Annotated in this window: 25 protein-coding genes and 1 pseudogene; 12 read left to right on the top strand and 14 right to left on the bottom strand. The window is 49.4% G+C overall.

The annotated features are described in order from the left end of the window. The first annotated feature begins 102 nt into the window (after positions 1-102). The 5 genes from ACKU40_RS13345 to ACKU40_RS13325 all read left to right on the top strand — a co-directional run bounded on the left by ACKU40_RS13345 (position 103) and on the right by ACKU40_RS13325 (position 4,211). A complete protein-coding gene (locus ACKU40_RS13345) occupies positions 103-1,212 on the top strand; it encodes a 1-propanol dehydrogenase PduQ (RefSeq protein ID WP_320173288.1) in 1,110 nt (369 codons plus the stop codon). A 78-nt stretch (positions 1,213-1,290) separates the two neighbouring features. Next, on the top strand, positions 1,291-2,616 hold the full coding sequence (locus tag ACKU40_RS13340) for a 4Fe-4S dicluster domain-containing protein (RefSeq protein WP_320173287.1): 1,326 nt from the start codon (positions 1,291-1,293) through the stop codon (positions 2,614-2,616). 57 nt (positions 2,617-2,673) lie between these two features. Continuing rightward, positions 2,674-3,225 (top strand): BMC domain-containing protein, encoded by a 552-nt coding sequence (locus tag ACKU40_RS13335; RefSeq protein WP_015850368.1) that lies wholly within the window; start codon positions 2,674-2,676, stop codon positions 3,223-3,225. A gap of 89 nt (positions 3,226-3,314) precedes the next feature. Then, on the top strand, positions 3,315-3,668 hold the full coding sequence (locus ACKU40_RS13330) for a BMC domain-containing protein (RefSeq protein ID WP_320173286.1): 354 nt from the start codon (positions 3,315-3,317) through the stop codon (positions 3,666-3,668). Between the two features lie 114 nt (positions 3,669-3,782). Continuing rightward, the gene (locus tag ACKU40_RS13325; RefSeq protein WP_320173285.1) at positions 3,783-4,211 is read left to right on the top strand and encodes a EutP/PduV family microcompartment system protein; all 429 of its coding nucleotides are present in this window, start codon (positions 3,783-3,785) and stop codon (positions 4,209-4,211) included. Here the strand turns inward: ACKU40_RS13325 and larB are convergent. The 4 genes from larB to ACKU40_RS13305 form a co-directional block, all read right to left on the bottom strand. Further along, positions 4,198-4,950 carry a nickel pincer cofactor biosynthesis protein LarB gene (gene larB / locus ACKU40_RS13320; protein WP_320173284.1) on the bottom strand — a complete coding sequence of 251 codons (753 nt, stop codon included), beginning with the start codon at positions 4,948-4,950 and terminating at the stop codon, positions 4,198-4,200. The two genes, ACKU40_RS13325 and larB, sit on opposite strands and share 14 nt — an antisense overlap. A gap of 92 nt (positions 4,951-5,042) precedes the next feature. Next, positions 5,043-5,840 (bottom strand): ATP-dependent sacrificial sulfur transferase LarE, encoded by a 798-nt coding sequence (gene larE / locus ACKU40_RS13315; protein WP_320173283.1) that lies wholly within the window; start codon positions 5,838-5,840, stop codon positions 5,043-5,045. Then, a complete protein-coding gene (larC, locus tag ACKU40_RS13310) occupies positions 5,840-7,063 on the bottom strand; it encodes a nickel pincer cofactor biosynthesis protein LarC (protein WP_320173282.1) in 1,224 nt (407 codons plus the stop codon). Before larC ends, larE begins: the two co-directional genes overlap by 1 nt. 69 nt (positions 7,064-7,132) lie before the next feature. Further along, positions 7,133-8,332 carry an aldo/keto reductase gene (locus ACKU40_RS13305; protein ID WP_320173281.1) on the bottom strand — a complete coding sequence of 400 codons (1,200 nt, stop codon included), beginning with the start codon at positions 8,330-8,332 and terminating at the stop codon, positions 7,133-7,135. 191 nt (positions 8,333-8,523) lie between these two features. Between ACKU40_RS13305 and ACKU40_RS13300 the strand changes: the two genes are divergently transcribed. Continuing rightward, positions 8,524-9,738 carry a patatin-like phospholipase family protein gene (locus tag ACKU40_RS13300; protein ID WP_320173280.1) on the top strand — a complete coding sequence of 405 codons (1,215 nt, stop codon included), beginning with the start codon at positions 8,524-8,526 and terminating at the stop codon, positions 9,736-9,738. 98 nt (positions 9,739-9,836) lie between these two features. Continuing rightward, on the top strand, positions 9,837-10,745 hold the full coding sequence (locus ACKU40_RS13295) for a hypothetical protein (protein ID WP_320173279.1): 909 nt from the start codon (positions 9,837-9,839) through the stop codon (positions 10,743-10,745). A 97-nt stretch (positions 10,746-10,842) separates the two neighbouring features. On the opposite strand, the gene ACKU40_RS13290 is transcribed toward ACKU40_RS13295, so the two are convergent. The 4 genes from ACKU40_RS13290 to ACKU40_RS13275 all read right to left on the bottom strand — a co-directional run bounded on the left by ACKU40_RS13290 (position 10,843) and on the right by ACKU40_RS13275 (position 13,427). Next, positions 10,843-11,475 (bottom strand): CatB-related O-acetyltransferase, encoded by a 633-nt coding sequence (locus ACKU40_RS13290; protein WP_407944337.1) that lies wholly within the window; start codon positions 11,473-11,475, stop codon positions 10,843-10,845. 42 nt (positions 11,476-11,517) lie between these two features. Beyond that, positions 11,518-12,231, bottom strand: coding sequence for a DUF554 domain-containing protein (locus ACKU40_RS13285; protein ID WP_320173277.1), 714 nt, complete (start codon positions 12,229-12,231; stop codon positions 11,518-11,520). A gap of 92 nt (positions 12,232-12,323) precedes the next feature. Continuing rightward, entirely contained in the window at positions 12,324-12,635 is a 312-nt protein-coding gene (locus ACKU40_RS13280; protein WP_320173276.1) for a DUF190 domain-containing protein, read from the bottom strand. 93 nt (positions 12,636-12,728) lie between these two features. Continuing rightward, complete coding sequence (locus tag ACKU40_RS13275) at positions 12,729-13,427, bottom strand: Crp/Fnr family transcriptional regulator (protein ID WP_320173275.1); 699 nt, start codon at positions 13,425-13,427, stop codon at positions 12,729-12,731. 99 nt (positions 13,428-13,526) lie between these two features. Here ACKU40_RS13275 and ACKU40_RS13270 point away from each other — a divergent pair, with 99 nt between their 5' ends. From ACKU40_RS13270 to ACKU40_RS13250, 5 genes are all read left to right on the top strand, one after another. Then, positions 13,527-13,670: a hypothetical protein gene (locus tag ACKU40_RS13270; RefSeq protein ID WP_320173274.1), complete on the top strand. Its 144-nt coding sequence runs from the start codon at positions 13,527-13,529 to the stop codon at positions 13,668-13,670. 2 nt (positions 13,671-13,672) lie between these two features. Further along, positions 13,673-14,335: an HAD family hydrolase gene (locus ACKU40_RS13265; protein WP_320173273.1), complete on the top strand. Its 663-nt coding sequence runs from the start codon at positions 13,673-13,675 to the stop codon at positions 14,333-14,335. A gap of 160 nt (positions 14,336-14,495) precedes the next feature. Continuing rightward, positions 14,496-15,722, top strand: coding sequence for an HDOD domain-containing protein (locus ACKU40_RS13260; RefSeq protein ID WP_320173272.1), 1,227 nt, complete (start codon positions 14,496-14,498; stop codon positions 15,720-15,722). 1 nt (position 15,723) lies between these two features. Beyond that, positions 15,724-17,361: a GAF domain-containing protein gene (locus ACKU40_RS13255; RefSeq protein WP_320173271.1), complete on the top strand. Its 1,638-nt coding sequence runs from the start codon at positions 15,724-15,726 to the stop codon at positions 17,359-17,361. Positions 17,362-17,453: 92 nt separating this feature from the next. Continuing rightward, complete coding sequence (locus ACKU40_RS13250; RefSeq protein WP_320173270.1) at positions 17,454-17,852, top strand: response regulator; 399 nt, start codon at positions 17,454-17,456, stop codon at positions 17,850-17,852. 74 nt (positions 17,853-17,926) lie between these two features. Here ACKU40_RS13250 and ACKU40_RS13245 read toward each other — a convergent pair whose 3' ends face one another. The 6 genes and pseudogenes from ACKU40_RS13245 to ACKU40_RS13220 form a co-directional block, all read right to left on the bottom strand. Continuing rightward, positions 17,927-18,598 (bottom strand): D-lyxose/D-mannose family sugar isomerase, encoded by a 672-nt coding sequence (locus ACKU40_RS13245; RefSeq protein ID WP_320173269.1) that lies wholly within the window; start codon positions 18,596-18,598, stop codon positions 17,927-17,929. A 23-nt stretch (positions 18,599-18,621) separates the two neighbouring features. Then, a complete protein-coding gene (locus ACKU40_RS13240; protein WP_320173268.1) occupies positions 18,622-19,506 on the bottom strand; it encodes a carbohydrate kinase in 885 nt (294 codons plus the stop codon). A gap of 99 nt (positions 19,507-19,605) precedes the next feature. After that, a pseudogene (locus ACKU40_RS13235) lies at positions 19,606-20,250 on the bottom strand (carbohydrate ABC transporter permease); the annotation flags it as partial. Positions 20,251-20,352: 102 nt separating this feature from the next. Beyond that, the gene (locus ACKU40_RS13230; protein WP_320173266.1) at positions 20,353-21,471 is read right to left on the bottom strand and encodes a sugar ABC transporter permease; all 1,119 of its coding nucleotides are present in this window, start codon (positions 21,469-21,471) and stop codon (positions 20,353-20,355) included. A 68-nt stretch (positions 21,472-21,539) separates the two neighbouring features. Beyond that, a complete protein-coding gene (locus ACKU40_RS13225; RefSeq protein ID WP_320173265.1) occupies positions 21,540-22,802 on the bottom strand; it encodes an extracellular solute-binding protein in 1,263 nt (420 codons plus the stop codon). 147 nt (positions 22,803-22,949) lie between these two features. Further along, entirely contained in the window at positions 22,950-24,047 is a 1,098-nt protein-coding gene (locus ACKU40_RS13220) for a sn-glycerol-3-phosphate ABC transporter ATP-binding protein UgpC (RefSeq protein ID WP_320173264.1), read from the bottom strand. Positions 24,048-24,056: the final 9 nt, after the last annotated feature.

The following is a 24,056-nucleotide window of genomic DNA, read 5'->3' as shown; positions in this document are numbered from 1 at the left end:
TAAGGGGCGCAGGCACCCCTCACCCCTCACACCTGCGCCCCTATACAAATTTCAAGCTGAATAGATTTTAACCCTGACATTTTTGATTTATTGGAGAAAAGGGTGACACAGTTCTACGGCAAAACAAAGATCTGCTATGGCGAGGACGCTCTGGACAATCTGGAGACTATCCCGGCAACGCAGGCTTTTATTGTTACCGATTCATTCATGGTAAAGACCGGTTTTGTTGACCGCGTCCGTACCCATCTTGATCGTAAAGGGATTCCCTTCATCATCTTTGATGAGGTTGAACCCGATCCTTCCCTTGAGACAGTTACCAAGGGAGCACAGATTTTCCTTAAAAACCAAGCCGACCTGATCATCGCCCTCGGCGGTGGTTCACCCATTGATGCGGCCAAGGCCATTTCCTTTTTTGCTGGCAAGGCTCTTGAAGGAAAGGTCAAACCGACACTGGTAGCCATTCCCACCACCAGTGGTACCGGGGCTGAAGTTACCAGCTATGCTGTGGTCACCGACAAGGTTAACGAGGTCAAGATTCCTCTTAACGATGAAATGCTTATCCCGGATATGGCTATCCTCGATGCCCGTTTCACCCGCTCCCTGCCGCCGCATGTAACTGCTGCAACAGGTATGGACGTGCTGACCCACGCCATTGAGGCATACACTTCCCGTGAGGCCAACGCTTTTACTTCCATCTACGCAAGATACGCTATCCGTTACGTATTCAAGTATCTCAAGCGGGCCTACATCAACGGTGATGACATGGAAGCACGCGAGCATATGCTGCTCGGTTCCTGCATGGCAGGTATGGCTTTCAACAACAGCGGACTGGGCATTACCCATTCCATCGCTCATTCTCTTGGCGGTATTTTTCATGTGCCGCACGGACTGGCAAACGCAGTAGTCCTGCCCCACGCAATCAAGTTCAACAGTTTTGATGTGGGTATCCGCTACCACGAAATTGCCACCATGCTGAAACTGCCCGCAGAAACCGTTGAAGAGGGTACCAGATCCCTTATCAATGCGGTTATGGAACTTAACGAGTCCATGGGCATTCCCAACAATGTCGGTGCATTGAAGATTGATGAAAGTGTTTTTAAAACCAGCCTGAACACCATTGCCCGCAACGTGCTTGATGATATCTGCACTGCTAGCAACCCCAGAAACCCTTCACGTGACGATGTAAAAGAGCTTTTGCTCAAGGCTTGGTAAGATAGCTATTTTGAACAAATCCGGCAGGTCAGCCTCAATGTGCTGATCTGCCGGAGGTAAATCGGAAGGAATTATCAAATGGCTGTAAATATAGTTGATATTATTCGTGAAACAGGTGTTGTCGGTGCCGGTGGTGCTGGACTCCCTACTCACGTTAAGGCTGAGGCCAAAGTGGATACCGTTCTGGTGAACGGTGCTTCCTGTGAACCGCTGCTCATGAGCGATCCCTACCTCATGGAAGCGGAAGTCGATACCATGATCCGCGGACTTGAAGCGATCATGGATTGTACCGGTGCCAAGAAAGGTATCATCTGTCTCAAGGGTAAACACGCCAAAGCCGTTAAGGCTGTTCAGGAAGCAGTTGCCCGTGACGGTTCCGGTCGCCTTGAATGCTTCGTACTTAAAGATTTCTATCCTGCCGGTGATGAGCAGGTGCTGGTATACGAAGTACTGGGCCGCACTGTTCCTGAACGCGGTATTCCCCTTCAGGTCGGTGCGGTAGTAAGTAACACCGAGTCCCTGTTCAACGTGGCTCTGGCCATGGACGGTAAGCCGGTAACCCACCGCTACCTGACCGTTGCCGGGGAAATCAAGAACCCCATGGTCGTTAAAGTCCCCGTGGGAACTCTTGTTTCCGACGTGCTTGAATTTGCAGGCGGACCGACCATTTCCGACTACAAAGTTGTAGACGGCGGTCCCATGATGGGCCGGGTTCTTCCCGACACCAACCAGCCGGTAACCAAGACCACCAGCGGACTTCTGGTCCTGCCTCCGAACCACAACGTGGTTGCAGGCAAGGTAATGGACCCCGAAAAGATCCGCCGCATCACTAACACTGTATGCTGTCAGTGTTCCCGCTGTACCGACCTTTGCCCGCGTAACCTGCTCGGCCATTCCCTGCATCCTCACAAACTGATGCGTGTAATCGCCAACAACGAGCTGGATACCGAAGGAGCTAAAGAAGCACTGCTTTGCTCCGAATGCGGCATCTGTGAAAAATTTGCCTGCCCCATGATGATTTCTCCTCGTGAGGTGAATGCTCAGATCAAGAAGATCCTGATGAAGGAACGTGTGACCTGGGAATCCAAGGGCAATGAACTGAAAGCCAACCCGTTCCGCGAAAGCAGAGCTGTCCCCACCAAGCGCCTTATTCAGCGTCTGAACCTCACCAAGTACGACGGCCATCCCGAATACGCAGGTGAGTACACTCCCTCCGTGGTCAACATCCGCCTCGGTCAGCACATCGGTGCTCCTGCGCAGTGCGTTGTTTCCGTCGGAGATAAGGTAAGCTGTGGCGACCTGATCGGTGAAATTCCTGAAGGCGCAATGGGTGCAAGGGTTCACGCCAGCATCGACGGAACTGTCGAAAGCGTTGAGAACGGTGTAGTGGTTATTAAGAAATAATTAGCAGGTTATCCTGTTAAAGCGCTTTGCGCATCCCCTTCCAAAAGGAGATATAAAATGGATTTACGTACTATCGGTTGTGTAGAACTGAACAGCGTTGCCCTCGGCATACACACCGCAGATGAAATGCTTAAAGCTGCATCTGTCGAGCTGGTTATGGCCCGCCCCACTTGTCCGGGCAGATATATTGTTGTTATTTGTGGTGACACCGGCGCTGTTAAGAGCTCCGTTGAAGTCGGTTGTGAAATCGGCGGTGACATGATTGTTGACCACTTCACCATCCCCAGCATCCATGCGGATGTTATCCCCGCATTGAGCGGTACTTCCATCGTACCTCGTATCAATGCTTTGGGTGTAATTGAAACCTACACCATCGCATCCTGCATCCTTGCTGCCGATGCCGCAGCAAAGGCTGCTAACGTAAGCCTGATCGAAGTCCGCATGGCCGCGGGTCTCGGTGGTAAAGCCTATGTAACCATGACCGGTGACGTCGGCTCTGTTAAAGCTTCTGTTGAAGCAGGAATCGAAGGCGTCGGCGACGGCGGCCCGGTTCATAGCCACGTAGTAATTCCTTCCCCCAGCGAAGAGATTAAAGCACAGTTGATCTAGTGTTGTATTAACACTGGAACACATGTCATCTTACCGGCACGTGCCTTTCCACTTCAGCACGTGCCGGTTTTTTTAAAAGGAGTTTGATTATGATGGACAATGAAAACAAACAGCGCATTATTCAGGAATACGTTCCCGGTAAGCAGGTTACCCTTGCCCATCTTATTGCCAGCCCGCACCGTGATATTTATCTCAAGCTGGGTTTGGATGATAACTCTGCCGGAGCTATCGGCATCATGACCATCACCCCCAGCGAGGGTGTGATCATCGCATCTGATGTTGCTACCAAGGCTGCTTCCGTTGAGATCGGATTTCTGGATCGTTTCGGCGGTTCTCTGCTGCTTCTGGGAGATGTTGCCAGCGTTGAAGCTTCACTTCGTGCTGTACTCGATTACTTCGAGGGCACCCTGCATTATTCTTCTGTTGAGTTGACTAGATCCTAAAATTAAGAAGAGGCTTTGGATATGAGATGGCAAAGCCTAATAAAACGTTTTGGGATTCTTAAACCCTTTTGGAAAAGGGTTTGAGGCCCCCGGCAGGGTCGCCGAAGGCATTCTATGAAAAAAACCATGTTCGTGGGCGAGACCCGCTCCGGCAAAAGTTCGCTTATCAAAGCCCTTTCAGGTGAATCCTATTCCCCGCGCCGGGCCATGGCCGTTGAACATTTCGGTCCGTTCATCAACACCCCCGGCGAATTCCTCGAAAACAGCTGGTTCTACCACGCTCTGATCACTTCTTCCGCCGACTGCAAAGTCTTGGCAATTATTCAGGACGCCACCCGCCGGACCAGTCTTTTCCCGCCTCTTTTTACTTCCATGTTCAACCGCAAGGTCATCGGCCTTGTGTCCAAAGTCGATGCACCAAATGCTGATCCCGATTTGGCTGAACGCTTCTTGAAGCAGGCCGGAGCAAAGCAAATCATCCGCACCAGTTCTGTGAGTGGTGAGGGGATTGAGCAAATTCTATCTATTATTAGCGATCAATAGCCTTATTAATCTTGCAGGCTGCACAGGCCGCACCGAATCCGTTATCAATGTTAACTACTGTCACTCCGCTGGCGCAGGAAGTGAGCATGCCCAGCAGGGCGGACAGGCCTGAGAAGTTGGCCCCGTAGCCAACTGAGGTTGGTACTGCAATGATAGGCTGTTCGACAAGGCCGCCGATTACGCTGGAAAGAGCTCCTTCCATTCCAGCAATTACTATCAGTACCGAGAATTTGCGGATTTCATCAATGCGGTCAAGCATGCGGTGAATTCCGGCTACCCCGATATCGGAGATTATGGCAGCGCGGCTGCCGAGCATGTCGCAGGTTACCAGTGCCTCTTCAGCTACATCAAGATCGGATGTTCCGGCGGTGATAATGCCGACCGTGCCGCTGTTGTATTCGATTTTCTTGCTCTTGCAGGTCAGGGTGTTGGCTGTTTCATTGTATTCCACATGCGGGAAGCGGGCAGTTACATGTCCGGCAGTTTCTAAAGAAACACGCGTAGCCAACACGTTGTTGCGTCCGCACATATGTTCGAAAATATCGCCGACTTGTTGCGGGGTTTTGCCTGCGCCGTAGATTACTTCCGGGAAGCCGTTGCGTAAGCTGCGGTGATGGTCGATCTTGGTGTGCCCGATGTCCTGATAAGGCAGGTCGCGCAGCTTTTCCATGCCCTGAACAACATCCATGCTGCCGTCTTTTACAGCATTCAATATATTTTTAAGATTATCGTTGGTCATAGTTATGATGCGCTTCGCGCTTTTGTTGAAAGATTTCGCCTCCGGCGGCCAAAGGGAATAATCCCCTTTGGAATCCTTAGTAAGGGCTGATTCTATTTTTTATTAAGGCTGCCCATTTTATAGCCGCCCAGATCGAGCGCTACATGACGATAGCCGAACTCTTTGAGCTTATTGTTGATTCCATGAATTTCATTGGCGTCCATAAAATCCTGTAATCTATCCGCCGGAACTTCAATGCGGGCAACTTCACCGTGATGACGTACCCGCACGGCAGGGAAACCTATTTTTATAAGAAATACTTCGGCCTGTTCCACCTGTTGCAATGCTTGGTCTGTAACTTCCGCATCGACAGGCATACGTGAGAGCAGGCAGGCGAAAGATGGTTTGTCCCATGTAGGCAGGTTGAATCTGCGGGAAAGCTCGCGGATATCCTGCTTGGTCAGATCCGCTTCCACAAAAGGGCTGCGGATTTCAAGTTCACGCAGGGCCTTGATGCCGGGACGGTAGTCGCTGAGATCATCAATATTTGTTCCTTCAAGGATGTGTTTAACTCCATTCTTCTGCGCCACATCCAACAGCTTGCTGAACAGAATCTTTTTGCAGGTGTAGCAGTGCTCCGGAGGATTCATGCGCAGTTCAGCAGGGAAATCCATGTTTACGACAACATGCTTTACACCTATCTGTTTCGCGAATTCCCTTGCCTCACCTTGCTCCCATTGCGGAACGTAGGGAGTGGCGATGGAAGCGGCTATGGCTTTATCTCCGAGGACTTCTTTTGCTGCATGGAGCAGCAAAGTGCTGTCCACACCACCGGAGAAGGCAATTATAGCTCCGCCTGTCTCAGCGAGAATTTCAAGCAGATTCTTATATTTCAAGGCAGGTTCGTCCATCAAATCTCTCTTACTTTGCCAATCTGTAAGTATACCTCACTTAGAGGAATGCCGTGCAGCCTAGCCAAAGCGCGGCAGTCTTCAAGCTCGGGCTTGGAGCGAATTACCTCTCCATCTAAGATGGCATTCTTCATAGTAACTGTTCCGAGCGGGGTTTCTAGCTTGTCGAAGTAAATGTCGAGCACTGTTTTTTCAATGGCAATGCTTTTTATGCCCAGTGTGCTGGTGTGCTTGAAGATAAGGCGTTTGAACTTGTCCTCGTCTTCTGCGGCACAAAGCAGTGAAAGGGTGGTTGCCGGACGGTTCTTTTTCATGACGATGGAGGTGAAATGTACATCCATGGCTCCGTCTTCCATAAGTTGATCAAGCGCTGCACCAAGCATTTCTCCGGTCATGTCGTCAATGTTGCATTGCAGCAGCCGCACCGGAACTGTAGGCATGGTTGCAGCGGGCTCGGTTCTGGCTAGCTGCACGCGGAGCACGTTAGGAATTTCGTTGTCCCGGTGACCGATGCCGTATGCGGTTTTCTGCACGGCCATGCGCGGAGAATCAGAAAAGTTATCTACAAGTTCAGCGAGAATCGCCGCTCCGGTGGGAGTGGTGGTTTCTTGTTGAACCGCACCTTGAGTTGTGGGCGATCCGGCAAGGATTTCAGACGTGGCCGGGGCGGGCACGGGCATCTTGCCGTGTGCGCAGTTGACGAAACCTCCGCCCAGCTCGACGGAAGAACACCAGACTTGGTCGATTTCCAGTTCATGGAAACAGATCGCCGCACCTACAATATCTACGATGGAATCAGTGGCACCCACCTCGTGGAAATGGACTTCGTAGATAGTGCTGCCGTGAATCTTGGCCTCGGCTTCTGCGACCCGTTTGAAAATTGCCAGACTGGTCGCTTTGACCTTGTCGTTGAGGTCGCTGGAATTGATAAGTTCTTCGATGTCTTTCAGGTTTCGGTGTTCGTGGCGATGGTGGTGATCGTGGCCATGATGGTGTCCATGATCATGATGATGTTCATGCTGCTGAACCAGCTCAACATCTACGCGGGTACCGAAAATGCCCTTGCGCGAATCCTGTGAAGTTTTGAGGCTGAATTCATCTTCAAGACCTAGCTTGGCAAGTTCGGTTTTAAGGAAATCAGGAGAAACGCCGAGATCGATCATGGCGGCGAGGTTCATGTCTCCGCTGATGCCTGAAAAACAATCGTAATAGAGTATGTTCATTATTATTCCGGTCCGGCTGGGGCGTTGTATTATGCGGATTCCGGGCACCCGGAATCCGCATAAAAATATTTAGTTTTCCTGCTTGTTTGCAACCATGTCTACTTTGTCCTGCATGTCGTCCTGCTCAAAGTAATCCACGACGCGTTTAAGCTGTTCGGGAATAGCTATATGCTGGGGACAGTGCTCTTCGCATTGTCCGCATTCCACACACTGGGATGCGTAGGCTGATTCACCTGCCATTTCCTTACTGAAGAATACTGCGTACTGGAACTTCAAGTGATCCGCCTTATCTTTGAACATATGGGCACTGTTGAAGAGTTCAAAGCAGCCAGGAATCCTGACTCCGGCTGGACAGGGCATACAGTATGCACAGCCGGTGCAGGGGACCTGCATGAGTTCCTTGTACCTTGCAGCGACCTTGTCCACAATAGCTAGTTCCCCATCGGTCAGGGAATTCGCTCCGGCTTCGGAGGCAATGGCGAGGTTCTGTTTAATATGTTCCTCTTCGTTCATGCCGGAAAGGACCACGGTCACTTCGGGATGGTTCCAGACCCAGCGCAGGGCCCATTCAACCGGGGCTCGTTTGATTTCGGCCTGATCAAAGATATCCTGCACTCCGTCCGGGGGAGTGGGAGCGCTGAGGTTTCCACCGCGCAGGGGTTCCATGATCATAACAGCGATGTCCTTGGATGCTGCGTATTTAAGTCCTGCAGTCCCGGCCTGATTCTCAGTATCCAGAAAGTTGTACTGGATCTGACAGAAGGTCCACGGGTAATCGTCCACAATGCGCTTGAAGTCTTCGGGAACGCCGTGGAAGGAAAAACCTGCATAGCGGATTTTTCCGGATTCAAGAGCCTTGTCCAGAAAGTCTTTTATGCCCAGCTCCACGGAGCGGTCCCATGAATTGCCTTCAACAGCATGAATCAGGTAGTAGTCGATACAGTCAACATCAAGACGCCTCAGCTGCTCATTAAGAATCTCGTCCATATGTTCACGGGATTCAACAATGTATTGGGGCAGCTTATCGGCGATGGCAACTTTTTCGCGATAGCCTTCTTTGAGTGCCTTGCCTACAATACCTTCACTCTGGCCGCCGTGGTAGGGCCATGCGGTATCCACATAGTTAACGCCGTTATCGATGCAATTACGAATCTGTGCGATCGCCCGCTCTTCATCAATGGTCTTGTCATCGATCATGGGCAAGCGCATGGCACCAAAGCCCAAGATTGATAATTCTTCTCCTGTTTTAGGTACCTTACGGTAAAGCATGTGATCTCTCCCTTTATTTGTTTGCAGGTTTTTCAAATCATAATTATGTTCTGTCTGCCGACTGCATGGCTGAACAGAGTAAGTATACACATTTCTTTCGTGTTTTAATCAGACATTTGTCTGAAGATGATGTTGTTCCGTTTAAGCCGTATGTCTGAGTAGTTGAATAAATAAATATGGAATTTTTAAATATGAAGAGTAACTTTTTTTGCAGGCTGGTAGTTCTTTCCCTCTTGTTGGCTTTGCTGGCCGGTTGCGGGTTGAAACGCAATCCAATCCCGGCGGAAATGCAGGCTCAGGCCTGTTTACCCGGTTATGATCAGGTTCGTTTTTTCGGGGATACGACTCCGAAACATATGAATAAGGTCATGGAAAAGTGGGCCGAACTGAGCCGTATGAACAAGCTCCCGGACGAGATCAGTTTTTTGTCACTTTCCGGTGGCGGTGCTGACGGTGCTTTCGGGGCCGGATTTCTTTGCGGTTGGACCGAGCGCGGTGACCGTCCTACTTTCGGGCTGGTCACCGGGGTAAGTACCGGCGCGTTGATAGCTCCATTTGCTTTCATGGGTTCGGACTACGATCCTTTTATTGAGATGTTCTATACCACTTTTGAAACCAGTGATCTTGTGCAGCAACGTTCCTATGTCTCCGCCATTTCCGGTGACTCTGTGTATAGCACTGAGCCTTTGAAGCTGGCTCTTAAGGAATTCGTCAATCATGATTTTATAGCCAAGATTGCAGTGGAACATCGCAAGGGACGCAGGCTCTTGGTCGGTACCACGAACCTTGATGCAATGCGGCCTGTCTATTGGGATATCGGAGCCTTGGCCCAGTACGGAACACCGGAAGCGGATCAGCTTATCCGTGATGTAATCCTTGCTTCGGCATCCGTCCCGGTGGCCTTCCCTCCGGTTTATTTCAAGGTAAAAGCCGGGGATGAAATTTATGATGAAATGCACGTTGATGGCGGAGTCAGTAATCAGGTCTTTTGCTATCCGCCCAGTATTCACCTTGCCGATGAGCTGGAAAAGATCGGCGAGAAAAGGAAAATTACCCTGTACATTATCCGCAATGATGCTTTGATTACCGAAGGAGTACAGGTAGAGCCGTATATAGGCGGCATAGCTGCCCGCTCCCTTGCCGGACTTATCCGCAACCAGGGTATCGGTGACCTTTATCGCATGTATTACACTGCCGAGCGTGACGGAGTGGATTTCAAGCTGACTTTTATTCCCCCTGATTACAATGAGGAATCGGACGAGCTGTTCAGCCCGGTCTATATGAGCAAGCTTTTCATGCTCGGCCACAGCATGGCCAAGGGACCGAACCCGTGGCATACTGCTCCGCCTTCAACAACAGCCCGTACGGGACCGGATGCAGTTCCGGCTGAGGTTATTATTAAATAATGTGGATTAATCGTTAAGATTTAATTATATAAATAAAAATTTGATCGTAAATTTAGGAACAATTCTCGGCTTAATGTCATGTTTGCGGAGTAGGGCCAGTGAGTAAGGTTGATGTAATTATAAGTGTATGCGGCAAGCCTTTGCAGACTTGTCTGGCTCTGCTTTCACTTGAGCGGGCCAGTGGACAGCATATCGATAAGATTTATTTTATTGAGGAAAATACCAAGACCAAGGGTATTGATGCCGGATGCCATCAGTATGTGCTGGATGCACTTTCCCATAAGATTGAATATTACATGCCCAAGTATTGGAACTATTGCTTTCCCATTGAATGGGATCGCATAGATGACGAAGAGTACCGCCTTTCTGTTCGTTACCAGTACGGCTGGGAAAAGAGCGATAAGGATTACGTGCTCATCATTCATAATGATGCCATATTCAGGAAAGATATAATCGGGGCCATGGTTGAAGGTATCGGGGATCATGTTGCTGCCGGACACATCGGGCAGTGCTGGTATTGTCCCGCTGCATTTTCCGGCAAATGTTCACCGGATACCTATATGGATTACCGTCCTGATTTTCGTGAACTGGTCGAACTTTACCGCAGTGCCCAGCCGCCGGAAGGAAAGCAGGTCCGTGCTTATCACCTGCCGCGCATGCATGATATTTTCTTTAGACAGCCTTGGCCGTTGCCGGAATGCCGGGTCAATGAATGGTGCTGCCTCGTAAACATGAAGATCGCCCGCAAGATGACTATGCCTATCGGTAAAGCAACTCCCTTCGGAGCTTTTATCAATGTCGGCAAGCAGATTCTGGATGTGGGTTGCCAGTGGTTTCGGGAAATGCACCTACGCAATGAGACCTGCCTCAACTTCGACATCTATAAGTATATGTACCACGATGTGCCGCCCACAGGGCAGCCGACTCTTATCGACAAGGATAAGTACAAGACCAAGGAAGAAATCGCCCTTGATGTTCTCAGGGCGGAGTTTGATTATCCGGGATAGCCCGGTCTCTGCAAAAAGTTGAATCCCCGCAACGCTCCTGAGCATTGCGGGTATTTTTATGCGTAAGGTGAGTGCAGCTTTAATTTGAATCGGAAAACTAGGTTGCTTTTTGCAATTGTTCCATATCAGAGCCGATAATGGCAGGCAGATTTCGGGTCACCTTTTCAGGTTCCCATTCCCACCATTGTGCATCCAGCAACGCTGCGATTGTCTCTTTATCAAATCTCATCCTAACTACTCTTGCCGGATTTCCGGCAACAATGCTGTATGGAGGGACGTCTTTTGTTACTACGGATTTTGCTCCGATGATGCTGCCGTGTCCGATGGTAACTCCCGGCATGATCGTGGCGTCATATCCGATCCAGACATCACTGCCGATTACAATGTCGCCTTTGTAGGAAGTATGCTCTGCTGGAGGAGTTGCATCCTTCCAGCCAGAACCGAAAATGAAAAACGGGTAGGTGGAAAAGCCTCCCGTGGCATGGTTTGCTCCGTTCATGATGAATGAAACATTTCGGGCAATGGCGCAGTAGCGGCCTATGATCAGCTTATCTCCTATAAAATCGAAATGATATAATATGTTTTTAAAGAAATTTTCCGGTCCCGATGGATCATCATAATATGTGTAGTCACCGATTATTACATTGTTATTTTCATTGAAGTTTTTGATGAAAGTTACTTGCGGAAAACCTGCTACCGGATGTTTGGTATTGGGATCAGGGTATTTCATGTCTGATGACATAAGGTTGCCTCACTGTAGTCGTGGAAATTCTTATCCAAGGTAAGTTGCCCATAAGTATGAAAGGGGCATGACCAGAATAAGTGCCGGAATCATATTCGCTACCGGAAATTGTTTGATTCCGCAGATGCGAAATCCCGTAGCGAGCATGATCAGTCCCCCGCAGGAGGAGAAGTCTGCCAGCATGTCCGGGGTGGTCAGGGGCAGAATCAGGGAAGCTCCCAGAAATAGCAAGCCCTGAACCATAAATTGGGGAAAGACCAGAATGCCCACGGTAAAGCCCATGGTGGAGGCGAAGATGGGAGCAGTGAAAAAATCGAGGATTGATTTAACTATCAGCAGGGTAGCATCTCCGGTCATTCCCTCGGTCATGGAACCGTAAATTCCGGTTCCGCTCATGCAAAAAAGAACCAGCAGAGCCACAAATTTATCCAGAAATTCTTCCTGATTCATATCCCCGCTGGGGCGGGTTAACTTTTCGATTACAACACGGGCTTTTGCTGCGAAGTTCTGGATGATATTTTCCAGACGGATTATTTCACCAAGCAATGATCCAACGACCAAGGCCAGCATAACCGGGGCTAAAAGTTTAACTTTGACTATCATGGCTACGCCGAGGCCCATGGATGCACAGCCGAATACCATGGGCATGCGGGTGCGGATATTGGCGTTCAGTTTCGGGCCGATCATGGCACCGGCTACACTGCCCGCAAGCAGTGCAGCACCGTTAATATATGGTCCTATCATGTGAGAGTCCTTTGTTGATCAGCAAGTCTGCCTTATATGGGGCAGTTTTAGCTGTCGTGGTGTGAATCGTTCGGGGGGGAAGAAATCCGGGTTTAAGAGGTAAATCCGAATTCAACTTTTGATTTGGTGTAGAAGATCCGAAGCTGTTTGGCTTGCAGGCTTGAAAGTAGGGAGTCGCACTCGTCATGAGTCAGGGCCATGGTTACGAGTTGCGGTTTGTCCTCAAAATCAAAATAGTTGCCTGAGTGAAAACGTCCGTCATGGCCGAAGCCCTCTTGTCCGCTGAATAGCGTCGCACCGCGCACTCCGATTTTTCGGGCTTCTTCCACAATCCAGTCTGCCAGAGGCATACCGTCCTGTTCGCGGTTTTTCTGGGTAAAGAAAGTTATTAAATAACCGTGCATTTTGTTTTCCTGTGTTCAAGTTATGTTGTTTGATCAGGAAATATTACGGAAGCTCGGTGCGAACAATGACGCAGGTCACTGAGGGAGGCGTTTTTAAATAATGAAAAAGGGGCTGGAAACTGTTTCGTCCAGTTGTTCTTTGTCCAGAACTGTGATGCTGCCGCGTCCTTTGGAAACAATTCCGTTATCCTGCAGTCTGGATATAACCCGGGCCGCGCTTTCCCGCGAAGTCCCTACCATTCCTGCAAGATCTTCGTTGGTGAGGGGGAGTTCAGATCCTATGCGGGTGGAGAGCATGCTGAGTACATTGAGAATGCGGGTTTCGACGCTTTCGTCGATCAGATCAATGATGCGGGTGTATGCTCCGTCCAGCAGTTCTCCCATGGTACCCAAAATTCCCATGGCTACGGGGGGATTGTTTTCAACCCAATATTTGAATTCGTGGCAGGGTATCGTGATAATTGATGAATCCTCTACAACGCGGGCGCTGAAAATTCTTGGAGCGGGTTTGAAGCAGGTGATCCCGTTCAAGGTCATTCCCCGGGTGGCGACAAGGTAGGTGAAGGATTTACCGGACGGCGATTCTTTGGAAAGGATTACTTTCCCGCTTTCCACCAGACAGAAATTATTTGATTCGTCTCCGGCTTTGAATATGAATTCTCCTTTCTTGAATTTACGCTGGCTGACCTTGCGCGATAATTCTTTTAAAGCAGGCAGTTCCGCTTTGTTAAGGTTGGGGTCAGCCTGCAGGGCATCAATGATTTGCGCTGTGTTGTATTCGGTTGCGGGCATATTCAAGTTAATTAATTTGTCTGGTTGGTTCGGTTTAATTGTTCATAAGCCAACTTCAAACGGGCAGAAACGTCAATCTATTTCGAGCGGATTGCATCCATGGAAAATGTTGACTGTGAGCTTGCAGTGGCGTTAGTCCTTGGCCGTTATGTTTGCTTTGATTATGTGGCATGTTTTTTCATGCTTGAGAGCAATGTTTTGCCGGAAATATGTCGTAAACCTTTAATTATTATTGAGTTGTAAAGATGGAAAGTTCACTTGATTTTTCAGCTGTTATTTTTGATTTGGATGGAACCCTGCTTGATACATTAAGTGATATCGCCGCAGCAGGAAACTCCGCTTTGGAGTCTATGGGGTATCCGACCCATCCGGTAGATGCATATCGCAAGTTTGTTGGTGATGGTGCAAAAAAACTGGCATGGCGGGTGCTGCCTGAAGACAAGCAGAATCAGGAAGATTACGATCAGTTTGTACCGGTTCTGCTCAAGGAATTTGAAGATAAATTGAATACGCAGGTACGTCCTTATGCCGGAATTCCTGAGGTGCTTGCTGATTTTATTGCCGCCGGGAAAACGATCGCTATCCTTTCCAATAAGCCCCATGAGCACGCTGTTGAATCAGCAGCAAAGTTTCTTCCGCAAATAGAATTTTTTGCTGTTTACGGCGGACGCAAGGATGTTCCCCTTAAACCTGAACCTGACGCAGCTCTTGAACTTGCGGAGAAGATGGGTGTTTCACCGCAACAGACCTTGTTCATCGGTGATACAGATGTGGATGTAAAAACCGGAGTGAATGCAGGCATGATCTCTATCGGAGCCGGTTGGGGTTTTCGCGGTGAAAGTGAGCTTGTAAAGGCCGGGGCTAATATTGTGCTGGATACTCCTGCTGACTTAGTGTCCCTGCTTTAAATTTATTAATAAATTATTCTTAAAGAAGGCGCGGCTTATGCTGCGCCTCCTTTTTTGTTTCCATGCAAAGCAAAATTGTATTTTAATTGTCCTCCATCTGTTATTCTTCATTCAAAGCCAGAATGTTTTTCAGGAATTTTGCAATCACGAAGGGTAGGCTATGAAAGTTTTTGTAGGTGACTTGAAAGTAGGAATGCGTCTGCTGGAGGACGTTAAAGGGGCTAATGGCCGTTTTCTGTTGGCGGCTGATACGATACTTGAAGAGCAGCATCTGCGGATTTTCAATATATGGGGTGTTAGCGAAGTAGAGGTCCTTGGCGGAAACAGAGCCGGAGAAGATGATACAGAACCTGATCCCCACCTGCAGGCGCAGGCAGAGGAATATGTGGAGGGAGTTTTCGCATATGCTAATATGTCTGTGGCTCCCATGAAGGTTTTGAAAGAAGCCTGCATTAAGCACTTTGTTGGAGAGTTGGAAAAGGGTAATGCCTTACCTGAAATTTTGATGCCCATAGGCGGTGATCTCGATATACCTGATGCTCCCCTTTTTGAAAGTGCCGGTGTATTTTTAAAGAGCGGTATCCGGTTGGCAGCCTTCCCGGACATTTACTACAAGATTATGGAGACCCTCAACGACCCCGGAGCCGGATCGGAAAATCTTGCGGATATCATTTCCAAGGATTCGGGCTTGAGCGCAAAATTGATCAGTCTGGTCAACAGCCCGTTGTACGGTTTTGATCTTCCGGTTGAATCCTTGAGTAGGGCCGTTTCATTGGTCGGAACAGATGGAGTCTGTCAGCTTGCCTTAAGTGTTTCGGTTATGGAGGCTTTTAAGGGAGAACATAATGTCGGTTTCTCCATGGAAGATTTTTGGAAGCACTCATTAGCTTGCGCTGTGTTTTGCCGCATTTTGGCCCAGCAGGTTCCCGGGATTTCACAGGATAAATGTTTTGTCGTCGGGATGCTCCATGATATCGGGCAGCTGATTATGCTGCAGCAGTATTCGGAAAAGATAGATTTGGCCTTCCAGCTGCGTATGTCCCGCAAGATCAGTTATTGCAAAGCAGAATCCATTGTTTTTGGGTTTGATCATTGTGAGCTGGCCGGAAAACTTTTTGAACTCTGGAATATACCGCCGTCAATTACTGCCGGGGTAGTCGGGCATCACGGGGGCCGATCCGGTAAGCTCTGCATAGAGTCTGCAATATGTTCAGTCGCGGATGCCATGGCTGTCGCAATGCAATACGGAACAGACAGTTTCGGCCTGATAAACACCCCTTACCCCGGATCGTGGGATGCTCTTGGCCTTCCTGACGGCGCTGTTGTAACTACCCTCTCGAAGGCTAGACGGCAGATTGCGGACATTCTTGCCATATTCGGAGGTTAGGGTGGACGAAAAAAAATTGATACGATTTCAACAGCAGCAGATTAAAGCCCTTCAGGACGAGAAAGCTGCAGCTATGGAAGCTTTGGATCTGGCTCGGGAATTGGGGACCATAACATCACTTTCCCCACAGCAGTCCTCGCTGGAAAAATTGCTGCAGGATATCTGTGACCGCGCTCATAGGATGATTCCGTTCCAGTCTTGTGCGGTTTATCTTGTGGATAATGAAACGCAGGATTTTGTGCGGGTCCGGTCATGCCTTGACAGTGCAGCAGCCTTGGAAGGAGAAATAGATTTACTTATTGCGGATCAGTCCTTTGCTTATGCCTTGCAGTCTGATGGACCGGTGTTTTTTCTCGATTCCAGCGGTGACAATCACATCTTGCTTCATGCTCTTCTTACGCCGTTCAGGGTGCGGGGAATGTTTGCAGGGTTAATGCAGCAGAGCAAGGAAGAGATTTTGGATACAACTCTGAAGCTGTTTTCAGTGTTTATGCTTTCCGCGGTAAATGCCCTTGAGAATTACGAAACCCACGAGATTATGCGAAACCATAGTTTGGAACTTAAACGTATGGTTCAGCAGCGTACTCAGGATCTGGTCGATGCTTATGATCGTTTAGATATTACATTGAAGTCCATGCAGGCCGGTGTGATGGTGGTGGAAGCGGAAAATTACAGAATTGTTGATGTAAATCCCAAGGCCCTTGAGATGATGGGCAGGGAGTGGGACGAGGTTGTCGGGGCAGAATGTTTTGATGTGATCTGTACCGCATGCAAAGGGAGTTGTCCTATTGTGGATCGCGGTTTGGAAGAAAGCAATGAAGAGCATACTATCGAACGAAAAGACGGCACACACATTCCGATCCAGAAAACCGTAAGCCGGGTCATGATTGATGGTAAGTTGCATATGGTTGAAAATTTTATTGATATTAGTGAACAGAAAAAACTTGCTGATTTGAAGGAGCATGTTGACCGCATTGTACGCCATGATCTTAAAGTTCCATTGAACGGGATTATCGGACTTCCTGATTTACTATTGAAGGATGATGAAGCTAACCTTACCGAAAGTCAGCGGGAAATATTGGAGTACATACAGATATCCGGCTATAAACTATTAAATATGATCAATCTTTCTCTTGATCTCTACAAGATGGAAACAGGTTCCTATGAATACAGGCCTGCTGTAGCAGACATATATTCGATAGCCCGGTCTGTGGTTAAGGATCTGTTTGAGCTGGTCAGGTATAAGAAGTTGACTATAAGGGAACAGTTCGAAGGTAGGGGCGTTGATGGAGATTTTTCATTTAATATTCGCTGTGATGAATTTCTTACCTATTCGCTTTTGTCCAATATTTTGAAAAATGCCGTGGAAGCTTCTCCGTCAGATGAGGATATCACTTTTGATGTCCGGGTGATTGGCGGAAATGTGGTCATACGGATTCATAATATGGGCGCAGTACCTGAAAGTATTCGGGATACTTTTTTTGATAAATACGTTACCGCCGACAAGTCCGATGGAACAGGGCTGGGCACTTATTCTGCAAAGTTGATCGCTGAAACCATGGGCGGAAGTATTTCCTATGAAAGTTCAACTGAGAAAGGGACCTCAATTATGATCGATTTTCCGGGGATGGATGGTTGATACATATTTATTTTCAGTATTTTGAAAAAGAGATGTTGTTGTGATATTTGTATTAGTGTGTTCCCCTTAATCCAAGTTCGTGAGGTGGTGTGATGAAGTTTTTGGTTGTTGAAGATGACTTTGTTTCAAGGAGTTTTTTACAGCTATTTCTTAATAAGATTGGAGAAGTCGATGTCGCTGTGAACGGGGCCGAGGCCTTGGATGTGTACAAGGCGGCTTTAGAGAAGAATGAACCGTTCCAGTATGTTTTCATGGATATAATGATGCCGGAAAAAAACGGACTGGATGCTGCAAGGGAGATAAGGGAAATAGAACGTGATTTCAAGGTTCTCCCGTCCGAAGAGGCCGTAATAGTAATGGTGACTGCCCTTTCGGACGTCAAAACTGTATTCGAAGCATTCAGCAAGAGTGAGGCTACGGATTATATTGTTAAGCCGCTGACAGCCGAGGTTCTGACAGCTAAGTTGAAAGAATTGGGGATTCTTGATTAATTTTCAAAAGGACATAAAAAATACCGGTTTGGAGTGCTCCAAACCGGTATTTTTTTATATATGGTTTTCAGTTCTTATACATAGTTCGCATAATCGGTAACCAGCAGGTGAATCGGTTCTTCATCCTCATCCACTTTAGGAAAACGGGGCAGAGGCTCGTGGAAGCGGTTGTCGATGTTGTCATCATTAACTGCGCTAACCTCGCCGACCATGACATCTCCGGTTCCTTCCTCGCAGTAAAAGCAATGATACATGCCCGGTTCAAGGCAGATGGATTCACCCGGTTCAAGTACAATCACACCACCCGGTTCAACTGTGCGCACAAAGCCGTCCACGCTCACTTCCAGAGGCTGGTCGGACATGGATTCATCTTCATTGGAGCCGTAGAGCTTGATGACCAGATTGCCGCCTGCACGGTTGATTATGTCTTCCCGTTTGGACCAGTGGAAATGCATGGGACAGAGCTGGCCTTCGCGCAGAATCATGATTTTTTCCGCATAAGGTTTGGGGTCTCCGGTCTGGAGGTTGCCGTTGCGGATGGTGAACAGGATCAGGCCCAGCTTGTCGAATTCGCCTTTGCCGTAATCGGTCAGGTCCCAGCCGAGCATATTGCGTACAACTTCGCTGTCGCCTTTCCCCTTCCAGTCTTCCGGTCCCCAGAATGCCCATTTGGGAAGGTTGAAGTGGTGTCCGGCGTAAAAATCTTTGGCCTTGGTGATCAATGCGTTTATTTCACTTCTTTTCATGAGTTTATCCTGTATTAAGAAATTTATTTTATTAACTTATATTCTGCGGGGATCACAGGCATGGCTCCTTTGCAGGAACAGACATGGGCAGCCAGCCTGTTGGCATGATCACTGATTTCTTTCAGAGAATGCCCCAGCAGCAATCCGAGAGTCACCGCAGCGGTGAATGAATCGCCTGCGCCTATGGTATCTGAAATTTTTGTCAATTCAATGCCGGGATGATCAATTTCACCTTTTTCGCTGATGATCAGACTGCCCTTATTGCCGCGGGTCAGCACCGAGCATTTCAGAGCGAAGTTATCATGCAGTGTTTTGAGCATATCGCGCTCGCTGCCTTCAAGACCGAACATGGGAGCGATGACTTTAATTTCATCATCGTTCAGTTTCAGCACATCGGCCCGTTCAAGTGATTCGGCGATGATTTCCTTGCTGTAAAAATTCTGGCGCAGGTTCATGTCATAGATTTTTAATGCCTGTGGGGCGGCATCCAGAAAAGTCTGAATAGCTTTTCGTGATTCCGCACTGCGCTGGGCAAGGGTGCCGAAGCAGATAGCATCCGCCTGAGCTGCAAAGCCCATGGCGGTGTCATTAAGTTTCAGATGATCCCATGCAATGTCGTCCGGGAAATAGTAGGTTGCAACCCCCTGGTCATCCAGGCGGGCTTCCACGTATCCGGTCTCATGGTCCGGATCAATGCTTACCCCCGAAAGGCAGAGTTCGCGGTTCATGAGTTCATATGTGGCACGCCGTCCTCGATCATCATCTCCGAGAGTGGAGATGGCTGCACCGTCTGCGCCCAGCCGCCCCGCATGGTATGCAAAATTGACCGGAGCTCCGCCGATTTCTTCTGAATCTGCCAGTACGTCAAATAGTATTTCGCCAAGTCCGACGATGAATAGTTGTTTCACTTTTTATTCCTTAACTGATCCGGCAAGTAGTCCGCGGATAAAGTAGCGTCCGAGAAAAATGTAAATCATGAGAACCGGAAATGCTGCCATGATTGACCCGGCCATGGGCAGGTTCCAGCTTACGGCCTGTCCGCCTGCGAGTTGGGCAAGTCCTACTGTTATGGGGTTATCCTCGTGACGGGTGAGACAGATACCCCAGAGGAATTCGTTCCAGATCTGGGTAACCTGCCAGAGGCTGGTAACCACGAAACCGGGGATGGACAGCGGGAAGACTATTTTGGTGTAGATGGAAAAGAATCCGGCTCCGTCCAGTCTTGCCGATTCCACCAGCGCGGTGGGAATCTGGGCGTAGAAGTTACGGAAAATCAGCGAGGTGATCGGCAAACCGTAGACCACGTGGGCGAGGATCAGTCCCGGTAGTCCTCCGTAAAGGTTCATGGCCCGCAGGGTCTGGAAGAGCGGGATCAGGATAACCTGATAGGGGATGAACATACCGAAGAGGAACAGGGTGAAGATCAGCTCGCTGCCTTTGAATTTCCATTTGGAAAAAACATAACCGTTCAGCGAACCGAGCACAGTGGAAAGCGCAGTGGCGCAGACGGTCAGGATCAGGGAGCTTGCAATGTTGGACTTGAGCAGTCCGAAGGCTTCCGGGAAACTTTGCCAATTGAATTTTTCCGGCAGCTCCCATGCGGTTGGCAGGCTGATGTTTGCCGGGTCTTTAAGCGCGGTAACAATTGCCATGTATGCCGGCATAAGGAAAAAAATGGCCAGCACGAAAAGTGAGCCGTAGAGCAGGATGGAGCCGGGGGTGATTCCTGATTTTCGGGTAGTAGTACTCATGGTTTATCCCCTTCTCCTTTGCTTGTACTGGCTGATTACATACGGAACGATGAATGTTCCTGCCACGAGGAAAAGAACGATGGCGATGGCTGCGCCCCGGGCAAAGTCGTTGGCCCTGAAGGTGGTCATGTACATATTCAGGGCCGGGTGTCCGGTCTGGGCATTGTCCGGTCCGGTCATGGCGAAAATGATGTCGAACATCTTCAGCGAGATGTGCGAGAGGATGATTACCGCACTGATGGTGATCGGCTTAAGCATGGGGATGGCAACGTGACGGTAATAGTCGGTGCTGCTGGCTCCATCAAGCATTGCTGCGTCACGCAGGTCCTGTGAAATTCCGTTGAATCCGGCAAGGTATAGGGCCATGGTATAGCCTGCGTACTGCCAGACTGTGGCAATGATGATGCCCAGTGTTGCGAGGTTGAAGCCATGCATTTCTTCCATGAACAGGGCTTGGGGAAACAGGGAACCGCCCAGCCATGCGAAGGCTCCGATTATCACGCTGGGACCGAGCCAGCGTTTGACTGCTTTTTGCGGATTGCCTTTGAGCAGGAACAGCCCGATCAGAATCAGGATGAATGCTGCGACGTAGAGCAGGATTTGAATTATGTTCTGCCAGTTGAATTCAAGAATGGCTTTTGTGGATGAGGTCCACTGGAAATCAAGGGCATCGAACCCAAAATAGGTGGGCAGCACGTTGACCCCGCCCTGCGGTGCCAGAAGCCAGCGCCAGATGGTACCGGATACAATGAAAGAGAGGGACATGGGATAGAGGAAAATTGTTCTCAGGATATCCTCGCCCTTGGGTTTCTGGTCCAGCAGGATAGCGATGAACATTCCAAGGCCGATGGCTCCGGCAAGCAGCATAACAGAGTAGTACACTGCGTTAACAAGGTCCTGCCTGAACCCCCCGGAAAGAAAGCCGTTGAACAGGTCTACGTAGTTATCCAGACCGATGAAATTTTTTTGCGGATCAAGAGCCAGTGCTCCTGTCCCACCCCAGTCGGTCATGGAAATCCAGATGGTGTTGCCGATAAAACCGTATACAAAAACGGCGACAAGGATAATTGATGGCAGAAGGGTTAAAAACGCCTTCAATCTGTCCAGTGATGCTTCCCTCATATGCCGAAACCCCTTTTGGGACCGCGCCGGGAAATCCCGGCGCGGTATTAATTACTTATCCAGATAGACTATTGACCAAGCTTGGCTTTGTCGGCCAGCTGCTGGCAGGCCATGGCGGTTGCCTTGGCATTTTTGGTCTTCAGGAACATTTCCATAACCTGTGCGAAGCTGCCTACGAAGGTTTCGTTTGCTGCTGCGCCGTGGATCAGGGAAGCGGCAACTGCGTCTTTAGCAAAGTCTTTTGCTGCGGACTGCAGGTACACGTTGTACTTGCTCAGGTCGGTGTCGGTGCGGGCGGAGATGGAACCCTTGAGGGGGTTGAAGGTGTCACTGCCTTTCTTGGAACCGAGCAGTTTCAGCCATGCGATTGCGTTGTCACGGTTGGGTGCGCCCTTGGGCAGGCCGAAGGAGTCGGCGAGGAAGATGAATACTCCTTCGGTGTCAGGGGATGCAATCCAGCCGAAGTCTTTACCGGGAACCATTTTTTTGGTGGTGGACATATAACCTGCGGCCCAGTCACCCATGATGTTGAATGCTGCACGGCCATCAATAACCATATCGGTTGCCTGCTGCCAGGAAAGGGATGCAGCGTCTTTGTTGGTGTAGGGCAGGATTTTACCGAAGAGTTCCCAAGCCTTGATCATTTCAGGGCTGTCGAACTTCATCTTACCGGACCATAGGTCATTCCATTTTTCAGCACCGATGGATGCGATAACAACGGATTCCCAGAGGTGGGTTGCGGTCCAGTTCTGGCCCATGGCAAGGGGAACTATACCTTCTTTCTGGAGTTTGGGAGCGATTTTCAGGAAATCATTCCAGTTCTTGGGTACTTCCACACCCCATTTTTTCAGGTTGGCAGGAATGTACCACATCACGTTGGAGCGATGAACGTTCACCGGAACGGACCAGATGCCTTTGTCGGTACCGATCAGCTTGATCAGACCCTTGGGGAATGCATCCATCCAGCCTTCTTCTTTGAACAGGAAGGTCAGGTCTTCCATACGGTCGGATTTAACCCATGTACCGATGAGTTCCTGACCTGCGTGAACCTGAAAGCTGTCCGGCGGCTCACCACCGAGCATACGGGTTTTCAGTACGGCTCTTGCGTTAACACCGGAACCGCCGGTAACAGTAGCGTCGATGACGTTTACATTGGGGTACTGGCCTTTGTAGAGACCGATCAGAGCCTGCAGGGCCGGGCCTTCATCACCTGCCCACCAAGAGAAAATTTCAAGGTCGCCTTTGAGTTCTTTGGCCTGAGAGACCTGCGGAACTGCCAGCAGCACGACCGCTGCGAACACCAAGCAAAGTTTAATCAGGGACTGTTTCATGTTTCCTCCTAAATGTTAAAACAATCTACGTTATCCTTAAGCCTTTATAGTTTGTCGCTTTCGGGGATTCTCTCGGTAAGTATTTCTTACTAAAACTTACTGTTGGCGCTGAATCTCCATTAAAGCGCATTCAACATGGATGAGTCGCTAGTATAACGCCTCTTTGGTTTTCGGGTCAAAAAGGACCATGCGGTCGAATTCAAATCCGATAGGTACAATTTCACCGGGATGGGCAATGACTCTTCCTTCCACCTCGGCTATGAGTTCATTTTCTCCGTCAATGACGATTTCAAGCAATGAATGGGCTCCGAGGATTTCGGAGACAACCACCTCGCCGCTGCACCACCAGTCTTTCTGTAGCCGTTCGATGTTGTCGCCCATTTTGATTGAGTCCGGGCGCAGTCCGGCCAGAACCGGATCACCGTCCTTGAGGTTCGGCCCCTGATGATCCTGCACCGGAAATTTAGTGCTTCCTTTGACCACGTACCTTTTGCCGTCAATGACCTTGATGACCCCTTCAAGGATATTCATGGGCGGGTTGCCGATAAACTGGGCTACAAATACGTTGTTGGGCCTTTCAAAAACTTCCACCGGGGTACCCACCTGTTGGATATAGCCGTCCTTGAGAATGACAATGCGGTCGGCAAGAGTCATGGCCTCAATCTGGTCGTGGGTGACGTAGATGGTGGTTGTCTTGAGCCGCATGTGCATCTTGCGCAGCTCCATGCGCATCTGGGTGCGTAACTGGGCATCAAGGTTGGAGAGCGGTTCGTCAAAGAGAAATACATCGGGGTTGCGGACCATGGCCCGTCCCATGGCAACACGCTGGCGCTGCCCGCCGGAAAGCTCCGATGGCTTGCGGTGCAGATAAGGCTCCAGTTCGAGAATCTTGGCAACGTCATTCACGCGCTGTACAATCTCTTCCTTGGATTTTTTGTGCATCTTCAGCGAAAAACCCATGTTTTCGGCAACGGTCATGTGCGGATACAGGGCGTAGTTTTGGAAAACCATGGCCACGTTGCGGTCCTTGGGGGAAACATTGGTCACCACCCGTTCTCCGATGTGGATGTCTCCGCCGCTGATCTCCTCAAGACCGGCCACCATGCGCAGGAGGGTGGACTTGCCGCATCCCGAAGGGCCGACGAGAACGATGAATTCGTTGTCTTTTACGGAAAGGTCCACACCGTGAATGACCTCGACTGATCCATAACGTTTGATGACGTTTTTAAGCTCTACGTTTGCCATGCTTCATCT

The organism is Maridesulfovibrio sp. (assembly GCF_963666665.1).
Classification (GTDB): Bacteria; Desulfobacterota; Desulfovibrionia; order Desulfovibrionales; family Desulfovibrionaceae; genus Maridesulfovibrio.
This window is presented reverse-complemented; position numbering and strand designations above follow the sequence as displayed.